Source organism: Pseudomonas sp., assembly GCF_036387035.1.
In the GTDB taxonomy this organism is placed as follows: domain Bacteria; phylum Pseudomonadota; class Gammaproteobacteria; order Pseudomonadales; family Pseudomonadaceae; genus Aquipseudomonas.
Window position 1 is genome coordinate 1 of the sequence record NZ_DASVUM010000266.1, and the last position, 10,174, is coordinate 10,174.

At 62.9% G+C, this 10,174-nt stretch carries 10 protein-coding genes; 1 reads left to right on the forward strand and 9 read right to left on the reverse strand.

What is annotated here, in order from left to right:
- From VF672_RS23770 to VF672_RS23810, 9 genes are all read right to left on the reverse strand, one after another.
- Positions 1 to 366: SDR family NAD(P)-dependent oxidoreductase (locus tag VF672_RS23770; protein ID WP_331107546.1), on the reverse strand; the 366-nt coding region annotated here is incomplete at its 3' end.
- A gap of 126 nt (positions 367 to 492) precedes the next feature.
- A complete protein-coding gene (locus tag VF672_RS23775; RefSeq protein WP_331107562.1) occupies positions 493 to 1,818 on the reverse strand; it encodes an MFS transporter in 1,326 nt (441 codons plus the stop codon).
- A 386-nt stretch (positions 1,819 to 2,204) separates the two neighbouring features.
- Complete coding sequence (locus tag VF672_RS23780; protein ID WP_331107548.1) at positions 2,205 to 2,495, reverse strand: hypothetical protein; 291 nt, start codon at positions 2,493 to 2,495, stop codon at positions 2,205 to 2,207.
- Positions 2,496 to 2,594: 99 nt separating this feature from the next.
- On the reverse strand, positions 2,595 to 3,332 hold the full coding sequence (hutC, locus tag VF672_RS23785) for a histidine utilization repressor (RefSeq protein ID WP_331107550.1): 738 nt from the start codon (positions 3,330 to 3,332) through the stop codon (positions 2,595 to 2,597).
- A gap of 48 nt (positions 3,333 to 3,380) precedes the next feature.
- Positions 3,381 to 4,193: an amino acid ABC transporter ATP-binding protein gene (locus tag VF672_RS23790; protein ID WP_331107564.1), complete on the reverse strand. Its 813-nt coding sequence runs from the start codon at positions 4,191 to 4,193 to the stop codon at positions 3,381 to 3,383.
- 65 nt (positions 4,194 to 4,258) lie between these two features.
- Positions 4,259 to 4,927: an amino acid ABC transporter permease gene (locus VF672_RS23795; protein WP_331107552.1), complete on the reverse strand. Its 669-nt coding sequence runs from the start codon at positions 4,925 to 4,927 to the stop codon at positions 4,259 to 4,261.
- A complete protein-coding gene (locus tag VF672_RS23800; RefSeq protein ID WP_331107554.1) occupies positions 4,924 to 5,583 on the reverse strand; it encodes an amino acid ABC transporter permease in 660 nt (219 codons plus the stop codon). The genes VF672_RS23795 and VF672_RS23800 overlap by 4 nt, the downstream gene beginning before the upstream one ends.
- Positions 5,584 to 5,786: 203 nt before the next feature.
- Positions 5,787 to 6,638: a transporter substrate-binding domain-containing protein gene (locus tag VF672_RS23805; protein ID WP_331107556.1), complete on the reverse strand. Its 852-nt coding sequence runs from the start codon at positions 6,636 to 6,638 to the stop codon at positions 5,787 to 5,789.
- Between the two features lie 121 nt (positions 6,639 to 6,759).
- Positions 6,760 to 8,166: an FAD-binding oxidoreductase gene (locus VF672_RS23810; protein ID WP_331107558.1), complete on the reverse strand. Its 1,407-nt coding sequence runs from the start codon at positions 8,164 to 8,166 to the stop codon at positions 6,760 to 6,762.
- 300 nt (positions 8,167 to 8,466) lie between these two features.
- Here VF672_RS23810 and VF672_RS23815 point away from each other — a divergent pair, with 300 nt between their 5' ends.
- Complete coding sequence (locus VF672_RS23815) at positions 8,467 to 9,432, forward strand: isopenicillin N synthase family dioxygenase (protein ID WP_331107560.1); 966 nt, start codon at positions 8,467 to 8,469, stop codon at positions 9,430 to 9,432.
- Positions 9,433 to 10,174 lie beyond the last annotated feature (742 nt).

Consider the following 10,174-nt stretch of genomic DNA (forward strand, 5'->3'; position numbering starts at 1 on the left):
CGGCACGAAGGCCTTGATGATCGCCACGGCGCCGAACACGTTGACGTCGAACTGACGACGCAACTCCTCCAGCGGCGACTCCTCCAGAATGCCTTCGTGGCCATAACCGGCGTTGTTGACCAGCACGTCGATGGGCCCGAACGCAGTGTCGGCTTCGACGACCACGCGGTCGATGGCGTTGAACTCGGTGACGTCCAGCAGTACGCCGTGGGCGCGGCCAGGTGCCTGGGCGTCGAACGCCTTCACCGCGTCGTCGTTGCGCAGCGTGCCGATCACGCGGTGACCCGCCGCCAGCGCCTGCTGCGCCAACGCCTGGCCGAAACCACTGCTGACACCGGTGATAAACAAGGTTTTTGGTGTGCTCATTGCGTCTTTCCTCACGAGGCCGAAGCCGTTGGTAGAAGGCCCCCATGGTAGGAACCTTGCGCCCCATACCGATGACCCAGTTCTACGCGATGATTGCCTGATCCTGCCCGGGCGTGGCCGATGAGCTCACGCCCGCGGATTGGCCGTGTTGCGGGTCACCAGCCGCAGCCCGCTCGCCACACTGCCCACCGCCGCAAAGCCGGCGCCGATGCTTAATGCCAGCACCGGGCCGTGGGTGCTTGAGATGCCGAAACTTAACGCGACCAACGCCGCGCCCGTGGCCTGACCGATCAAGCGCGCCGTCGCGATGGTGCCGCTGGCGCCGCTGGAGCGCTCTTTCGGCGCGCTGGTCATCAGCGCTTTCTGGTTCGGTGCCTGGAAGAAACCGAAGCCGATGCCGCACAGGATCATCCGCGCGACGATGGACACTACGCTCGCGTCGGCGGGCATGGTGGCCAGGGAAATCATTCCCAGGCACAGCATGGCCAGCCCGATACCGCCCAGCAGTCCTGGCGCGTACCGGTCAGACATACGCCCGGCAAACGGCGCGATCATCGCCACCACCACCGACCACGGCGTCATCAAAAAACCGGTCTGAACCGGATCCCGACCCAAGGTGCTTTCAAAAAAGAACGGCAGCGAGACGAACGCCAGCCCTTGGGTGGCGAACGAACAGAACGCCGTCAGCGCCGACAAGGCAAACATCGGCCGCTTGAGCAGGTCCAGGGGAAACATCGGCGCGGGGTGCCCGGCTTCGCGCTTGAGCATCAGCGCGCCACCCGTCAGGAAGACCGCCAGGGCAATCAGCACGCTGGTCATCGAACCCAACTGCGCCGCCTGGCTCAGGGCAAAGATCAGCGCGCCGAAGGTGATGACGTTGAGCAGAGCGGTGAGGCGATCAAAGGGCAGGGTGCCCAGTCGTGTGACTGGCAGGGAATTCCAGGCGAACACCAGGGCGAACAGGCCGATGGGCAGGTTGATTGCGAACAGCCACGGCCAGCTCGCCACCGACAAAACCAGCGAGGCCACGGTCGGCCCGATGGAAAATGACGAGCCCACCACCAGCGCGTTCATGCCCAGGCCCCGACCGAGGCGTTCGTGGGGGAAGATCGAGCCGATCAGTGCGGCATTGACGCTCATGATCGCGCTGGCGCCGATGCCCTGCAGCACGCGTGCGATAATCAGGCTGGGCAACGACCAGGCAAAGGTGCACAACGCTGACGACACCACGAACAGAATCAGCCCGCCCAGATACACTTTGCGATGGCCGAGCACGCCGCCCAGCGCCGCGAAGGGCAACAGGGTCGCGACAGCTGCGAGCTGGTAGGCATTGATGATCCACACAGACGCCGCCGGGGAGGCGTGCAGATCAGCCGCGATGGCGGGCAGGGCGGTGTTGGCAATGGCGGTGTCGAGTGTGGCGAGGGCAATGGACATCAAAATCGCGGCCATGCCGCGAAACTCGCGGGGCGTAAGCCTGTTACCGACGCGCGGGGCGTCCTGAGTGGCGGGCTGGACCATTATCGACAACGCTCCGGGGAGTGAACTTCAGGCAGGTCTGCAGGCGCAGACGACAGCGGTATGGTGCCGGTTTGTTAGGCTGCTATGCAATTAAACACGCGGCAAATTAAACACGCGCCAGACTGAGCGGAGGTCAGTTGGCGGATGGCCACGGCACGCGACGCGGAGCTGCAGCAGTGGCGAAGCTGGCGCCCGACCGTAGGAGCCGGCTCGCTGGCGAATGTGTGTGTCAGCCGCCGATTTCATCACTGAACCGACACGTTCGCCAGCAAGCCGGCTCCCACGGATGGAGTTTGACCCTCATTAACTGACCGGCCTCAGCTGTCCGCCGTATCAATGTCTTTATCGATCTCACCGGTCTGCCGCGCCGCTTTGGTCGTGTCCGGCGATTCATGCTCGTGTGGCTCGAAGTCAGGGGTAAAACTGTTTTTTTCGCCTGCGGGCGTGCCGTTGCTTACTTGTGTTTGCGCCTGAGTCTGGGCCTCGCCCGACGCTTCGCTCTGCTGTTCTTTCAGGGCGTCGTTCTGCGCCAGACTGCTGTCCGGGGTTTCAGGGTTCAGCGCCGGGTCATTGCGATTCAGGGATGGATCATTGTTCTGGGTAACCATGTGCACCTCTCCTGTCATAGCCCGTTCTGGGGGCTTACCGATTCGAGGGCAAAGGTGTGTAAGGGTTCGATCCAAGTGCTGATCGGCACGTCGGCTGTCTCAACTGTCCCGGTACGCACCGGTCACCGACAGACGACTGCCGAGGCGATAGCGCGACGACGGATGCTCCAACCGTACGTAAGTCACCACGTTGCCGTTGTTCCAGGTACGGCGCATCAGCACCAGGCACGGCTCGGCAGGCTCGATCTGCAAATGCTTGAGCGCTTCGGTGCTTGGATGGCTGGCCTCGACGATGTGCTCCATCTCATCAGGCTGAATGATGTCCAGCAGGTAACGCGCCGACTGCAACGCGTCGCCGAAGGGCTGCTGCAAGAAATCCGGCGCCGTTTGCGGGTTGACGTAGCGGTCTTCCAGCTGCACCGCCACGTCGTCCTCATAATGCACGCACATCAAGTGAAACACCGAGGCGCCGGTGACCAGCGACAAGGCCGACGCGACGGGCATCGACGCCGATTCCCGCGCGAGCAGCAGCACCTGGCAGCGGTAGCGATGGCCCCGGGCGAGGATCTCGTCGGCGATGTTGGTGATGCGTAACAGGTTGGATTGCGGTTTGCTGGCGGCGACGAAGGTGCCGACCCCGGACACCCGCCGTAAACGGCCTTCCTCGGTCAACTCGCGCAACGCCCGGTTGACGGTCATGCGCGACATGCCCAGTTCGACCACCAAGCGGTTCTCCGACGGGATCAGGTCGCCGGGCTTCCATTCCCCCGACACCAGTTTGCCGTGAACGAAGGCTTTCGCGCGCTGATACCGGGCCAGAGGTGCCGGCTTGTCCATGCTCATTCTCCCTCCACGATCAGCCGTGTGACCACTGCCTCGGCTGCATCACGCCCTGGCGTCCTGCCAGAACGCGTTGCGGTCCAGGTAGTTCTGCAAGAACTGTTGCAGCCGGGGTTGCTCGGCGTTGTGGAAAATCTGCCGGGGCGTGCCGCGAGCCACCACTTCGCCCTGATCGAGGAAAATCACCGAGTCGGCGACTTGCGCAGCAAACCCCATCTCGTGGGTGACCACGACCATGGTCATGCCTTCCTTCGCCAGGGTTTTCATCACCTGCAGCACTTCGCCCACCAGCTCGGGGTCGAGGGCCGAGGTCGGTTCGTCAAACAGCATGATGTGCGGCTCCATCGCCAGCGCCCGGGCAATCGCCACCCGCTGCTGTTGACCGCCCGACAACTGGGCGGGATAGGCGTGGGCCTTGTGCGCCAGGCCGACCTTGTCGAGCATCGCCATGCCGCGTTTTTTTGCTTCGTCCGCCGAGAGCTTGCGCACCCGGCGCAAGGCTTCGCAGACGTTGCCCAGGGCGGTCATGTGCGGCCACAGGTTGAACTGCTGAAAGACCATGCCGACGTTGCGTCGCACCTGGTTGATCTGCGATTGCGGCGCACGGCGACGGCCCTTGTCGGTGTGCTGCCAGCCGAGCAACTGGCCCTCGATGTGAATTTCGCCCTCGTCGTACTCCTCAAGGAACGCCATGCTGCGCAGCAACGTGCTCTTGCCCGAGCCGGACGGGCCGATCAGGCACACCACTTCCGAGCGCTGCACCTGCAGATCGATGCCCTTGAGCACGCGCAGGGTGCCGAAACTTTTGCCCACCTGGCTTAGCGTCAGGACGGTCGATTGCTCGCCGTTGATAGTCATACGGTCACCCAAGGTGTCGCGGGTCGGGGCGGGCGCGTTGCCGCCGGGAATCAGAAGACTGTTCATCAGGGTTGCCTGCTCAGGAAACGGCCGACGCGGGTTTCGAGAAGCATGCCCAGCCGCGAGCACAGCTCCACCAGAATCAGGTAACCGATGCACAGCATCAGCAGGGTTTCGACGAAAGCGAAGGTCTCCGAGCCAATGCCGGTGACCACCATCGTCAGTTCAGGAATGGTGATGATCGACAGCACGGCGGTTTCCTTGCACAGCACCGTGACCATGTTCACCAGCGCCGGCAGAATCATCACCAGCATCTGCGGCACCTGAATGCGCCAGATGCACTGCAGGCGGGTGATGCCCAGGCAGTCGGCGGCTTCCAGCTGACCCCGGGCCACCGACTGGAAACCGGTGCGGAAAATCTCGGCGAAGTAGACGCTGCCGTAAACCCCAAGGCCGAGGATGCCGGCGGGGATCGGGTCCAGACTGATGCCGAAGGACGGTCCGCCGTAGTACACCAGAAACAGCTGCACCAGAAAGGGGGTGCTGCGGATCAGCTCGATGAACACCCGCAGCGGCGCGCGCACCAGCCGGTTGCCGAACACCTGAGCGATAGCGATCAGCATCCCCAGCGCAAGGCCGAGCACGACGCCGCTGCTCCAGGTGCCGAGGGTCACGAGAAACCCCGAGCCGATATCACTCAGGTGGTCGGTGAAGATACTCGGGTCGAAGGTCATGCCGTGCGCTCCTTCAGGCGTCGTTCGAGCAGGCTCGCCGCATAGGCCAGCGGCACATTGATCAGGCAGTAGAAGCCGGCAAGCATCAGGTAGTCCTGCACGAACATGTAGTCGCTGGCGGCGAGGTTCTGGGCCGTGCGCGTCAGATCAGCCAGGCCCACCACCGAGACCAGAGACGAGGCCTTGATCAGCAGAATCATTTCATTGACCAGCGCCGGCAGGGTCAGGCCCACGGCCTGGGGCACGCGGATGCGCACCAGCATCTGCGCGTCGCTCATGCCCAACAGCCCGGCGGCTTCCAGCTGACCGCAAGGAATCGCAAGGAAACCGCCGCGCATGATCTCCGCAATGTAGGCGCCGGCGGCCAGGGACAGGCCGATGATCGCCGCCACCGTGGGCGAGACATTCGGCAGACCAACGCGGGGCAGAAAGTAATAGATGAACAGCAACTGGACCAGCAGCGGAATGCCGCGAAACACGAAAATGTAAGCACCACCGAGACGGCGCAGAAGGGGAATCGGCGACAGGCGCAGGCTGCCAACGAAGATGCCGATGACAAAGCCGAACATCAGCGCGGCCAGCGACACCTGCAAGGTCACCCACAGGGCGTCGAGGAGTAAGGGCGCGTTTTGCTGCAGCAAGGGCCAATCGAACACGGGGTTACTCCGGTGCGTGCGTGACGCAGGTGCTGTAGGAGCGTGGCTTGTCCCGCGATCGTCTGCGAAGCAGACGCCCGTCTATAAGACTGTGCCGCGGTTGGTGTCCCACGGCATGCCCTTTTACTGCCACTGCGTGGCAGATCGCGGGACAAGCCACGTCCCTACAGGTCATTCATCGGGCTGGATCCAAGGGTCAAGCGTTACCACGTTGGCTCGAAATCACCCTTCGGCACGTCCATTTCTGCGCCCAGCCATTTCTTCTGCAGCGCGGCCAGGCGGCCATCGTCATGCATCTTGGCCAGGGCCATATCCAGCGCGGCGATCAGGCTGTCCGCGTCGGCGTCTTTACGGCCCAGGTAGGCGAAGTAGGATTTCTTGCCGAACGGCGGTTGCACCACCTTGTACAGATTGCTTTTCTGCGCCGCGACAAACGAGATGTTCGGCAATGAGTTGGCCACGGCAACGATGCGCTTGGCCGCGAGGTCAGCGTAGGCCTGGTTGTTGTCGACGTATTCCCGGATGGTGACCTTCTGCGGCAGGGTTGCGGCGTACGCTTTCAGTTCTTCCAGCTGCGCCGAGCCCTTGCCGGCACCGACGGTTTTGCCCGCGATGTCTTCAGGCTTGCTGAGGCTGTCATCCTTGGCGCCGGCGAGCAGGGCCACGGTCGCTTCGGCAATCGGCGAGACGAAGTGGTAACGCTCCTTGCGCGCCTTGGTCACGATGATCGGACCGGCCACCACGTCGAATTTCTTCGCTTCAAGCCCCGGCAACACGCTCGGCCACGGCAGGTCGAGGAACTTGATCTTGACCCCCAGTTCCTGCCCCAACGCCTCGAACAGCTCGGCGTTAAGGCCTTTCTGCTTGCCCCCTTCGAGAAAGTCGAACGGCGCGAACTGCATTTCAGTCCCGACCACCAGCTCACCGGCTTTTTTCACATCGGCCAACTGATCGGCCTGGGCCGACGATGGCAATACGGCCAGGGGCAGCAGCCCCAGCGCGGCAGCGATACTCAAGCGTTTAAACGTCCTGCGGAACACAGAGTCGAGTTGCATGGGATGGCTCCTGGGTGGATGCGGCGTGTTTCGTCGAATGCAGCGGGATATGCGGTGAGCGGGTCAATGAGTCTGTAACTGCAGTTAGCGTGCCATACCGGTATATACAACCAGCAGGGTGTCATCCCCCGAGAATCTTGCCCGGATTGAGAATGCCATTGGGGTCGAAACTCTTCTTGAGTTCGGCCATCACCTGCAACGCTTCGGCGCTGACCGAGTGATGCAGGAAGTCGCGCTTGAGCAGGCCGATGCCATGCTCGGCCGACACCGCGCCGCCCAGCTCGCCGACCGCGCTGTACACCAGCGCTTCGATGTCCAGCACCGGCGCGGGCTGCGGCAGCGAATTGCAGTCCACGGTCAGGTGCAGATTGCTGTCACCGATGTGGCCGAAATACACGCTTCGGTTACCCGGCCAGCGGGCGTCGATGCGCTCACGGCAGCGCTCGGCAAACTCACCGATGCGGCCAATGGGCAGGCTGATGTCGAAATTCAGCGGCGTCAGGCGCTGGGGAAACTCGGCGGTCGCTTCGCGGATCTTCCACAGCCCCCTGGCCTGAGCCTGGGAGGTCGCAACAATGGCATCGACGACTTCACCGGCCTCGATGGCCGCTTCGAGGGTCTGCTCCAGCGCCTCGCCGGGGCCGGAGGATTCCAGCAACACATACAGCGGGTGATGATCGGGCATCGGCGCGACGGGCTTGTCTTGCGCTGAGTCTTGCGTCGAGCTGTCCAGCCACGACACACCCAGGCGGAAGAAGTCTTGCCACATCAGCTCATATGCCTGGGGCGTGCCGACGCTCCACTGGATGCGCCGCAGCAGGGCCACGGCGCTGGCATAGTCGGGCAGGGCACAGAGCAGTGTGGTGGTCGGGCCGGGTGGCGGCGCCATCTTCAACACCGCACGGGTAATCACCCCAAGGGTGCCTTCGCTGCCAATGAAGCACTGTTTTAGGTCATAACCGCAGTTGTTCTTGATCATCTTGTTCATCAGGTCGAGCACACGGCCGTCCGCCAGCACCACCTCCAGTCCGAGCACCAGCTCGCGGGTCATGCCGTAACGAATCACCGCATTACCGCCGGCGTTAGTGGCAATGTTGCCGCCGATCTGGCACGAGCCGCGGGCGCCCAGGTCCAGGGGAAAGAGAAAACCGGCCTCGGCCACGGCGTGCTGGATGTCCTCCAGCGTCGTGCCCGCGCACACGCTGACCGTCGCGGCCGCGCTGTCGATCTCCTCAATGCCGCGCAGGCGATCCAGCGACAGCGCGATGTCGGTGGGGCGCGGAACCGCGCCGCCGGCAAGCCCGGTCATGCCGCCCTGAGGCACCACGCTTTGCCGCGCCGCGTTGCAGATGCCCAGAGCGATTGAGACCTGTTCGGTGCTGGTGGGCAAAAGCAGCGCAGCGGGGCAGGCCGGCGCGTGGCGGGTCCAGTCGCTGTAATGGCGCGGGCTGATGGCCTCGCCGGTCAACACCTGCGCGTCGCCCAAGGCCTGGCGCAGCTGGCTGATGGTCTGTTGCAGGTCGCTCATGGAATCCACTCGATCAATTCGCGTCAGCGGCGGGCATGCCTGAAAGCGCGGAGGCTGTATAGACAGCTGAGGCAAGATGCAGGCCAGTTAAGAGGTGCCAATGGAAAGGGCCAGTAGAGGGCTTCCCGGCCACAACCGGTGCCGCGGTTCATGCGGCGCACACTGACCTGTCACCAATCGTTGCACCTGAGGTGGGGCCGCTCTGCGGTCAGGCGCGAACGCAGGGGCTTGGCGCCACGGCACAGTAAATGCTTGATCAGGTCTAGACAGCCCAGTCCATTCCCTGCGCCCGGAGCCTTCATGACCGCCACCGCCAACCTCCCGATTATCGACATGGCCGGCGTGCGCGAAGGCGACGCTGCCGCCATCCGTCGCGCCGGCGACGCCATCCGCGAAGCCTGCAGCGAGAGCGGCTTTTTCTACATCATCAACCACGGCGTGCCCCGGCAGGTGATCGACAGCGCCATGGCGGCGGCGAAAACCTTCTTCGCCTTCGCGCCTGAGGTGAAGCGTCAGGTGGCGGTGAACAAGCGCCATCGCGGCTGGCATGCATTGGGCGGGGCGCTGATGTATGAGGCGACCAAACCGGATTTCAAGGAGTTTTTCAGTATGGGGCTGGAGCTGCCGGAGGATGACCCGAGCGTGCTGGCGGGGGAGGCGCTGCGCGGGCCGAACCAGTGGCCGGATTTCATGCCGCAATTACGGGTAGCGCTGGAGGCCTATTACGAGGAGATCGGCAAGGCGGGCGCTGATTTGTTGAAGGCAGTGGCCGTGGGTTTGGGCATCGAGTCCGATTTCTTTGCGCCGAAATACGGCAAGCGTTTGCAGCGTACGCAGATGGTCTACTACCCGCCGCCTCCGCCCCGGGCTGAGACCGATCAGTTCGGCGTCGCGCCGCACACGGATTACGGGTGCATCACGTTGTTGCATCAGGACAACAGCGGCGGGTTGCAGGTGCGCGAGCTGGGCAGCGGGAAGTGGATCGACGCGACGCCGATCGAGGGCAGTCTGGTGGTGAATGTGGGGGATTTGCTGGCGCGTTGGTCGAACGATCGGTTTCGGTCGACGTTGCACCGGGTGATCAATCAGTCAGGCCATGAGCGGTTTTCGATTGCCACGTTTTATGATCCGACTTATGGGGCCGTTGTCGATCCTTGCGATTTGGGGGTTGATGCTGTTGCAAGCCTTTATCCGGCGGTGGCGGCGGGGGATTACATACTTAAGCGGATTGATGATTCGATGGCTTATCGGAAACAAGCGCAGTGATTGAGGCGTCTCTCAGATTCGTGTGTATATCCGTTTTTTCGGAGCGCTGTTGTTATGGTTCCGCCCTTACGGCGGGTCACTTTTTCCAAGAGCCCGGATTGCCGGCCCAGAAAAAAGTAACCAAAAAGGCCCTGCTCCTGGTTGGGCCCTTCCTTCGTCAGGGTTCCTTCACTCCGGTCCCGCTCCGTGGGCCCGCTGCCATCCGCCATCCATGGCGGGGGGCAGCTCTCGCCGCATCCATGCGGCTCGGCCCACTGCGCGAGACCTGCGTTCAGCCTGCACCCAAGTCGCGATTTGTGGTGTTTGAACCTTTTGCGTATGAAGATCAAAAGCAAAGGCGAGCAAAAGCAAAAGCTTCCCGGCTAAAGCCGGTCCCACTCAAAGCAGCGCATGCATTGCGTCCACCGATCGTTCCCACGCTCCGCGTGGTAACGCCGCCTCGGACGCTCTGCGTCCTGCATACGACGCGCATTCAGGCCTGGGGATGTGACGCGGAGCGTCGCCGGAGGCATTACCACGCGGAGCGTGGGAACGATCAAAGGATCAGATACCGCGCGCACCTGTACAGATTGTGTGAAAACCTAGCCAACCTGTCTCGGATCTAAGAAAATGCCCCGAATCGAAAGGTGCGGGGCATTTTTTTATGGCGTATATCCAGGGCGAATCGCGAAACCAGACCAGCCTGTTTCCTGTGTCCATCGACGAAGTAATCCCCGAAGACCATCTGGTCCGCGTGATCGAT

Coding starts and splice junctions, on each gene's coding strand:
- VF672_RS23790 (WP_331107564.1), bottom strand. CDS start 4,193: ATGACTATCAACGGCGAGCAATCGACCGTCCTGACGCTAAGCCAGGTG.
- VF672_RS23805 (WP_331107556.1), bottom strand. CDS start 6,638: ATGCAACTCGACTCTGTGTTCCGCAGGACGTTTAAACGCTTGAGTATC.
- hutC (WP_331107550.1), bottom strand. CDS start 3,332: ATGGACAAGCCGGCACCTCTGGCCCGGTATCAGCGCGCGAAAGCCTTC.
- VF672_RS23795 (WP_331107552.1), bottom strand. CDS start 4,927: ATGACCTTCGACCCGAGTATCTTCACCGACCACCTGAGTGATATCGGC.
- VF672_RS23815 (WP_331107560.1), top strand. CDS start 8,467: ATGACCGCCACCGCCAACCTCCCGATTATCGACATGGCCGGCGTGCGC.
- VF672_RS23780 (WP_331107548.1), bottom strand. CDS start 2,495: ATGGTTACCCAGAACAATGATCCATCCCTGAATCGCAATGACCCGGCG.
- VF672_RS23810 (WP_331107558.1), bottom strand. CDS start 8,166: ATGAGCGACCTGCAACAGACCATCAGCCAGCTGCGCCAGGCCTTGGGC.
- VF672_RS23775 (WP_331107562.1), bottom strand. CDS start 1,818: ATGGCCGCGATTTTGATGTCCATTGCCCTCGCCACACTCGACACCGCC.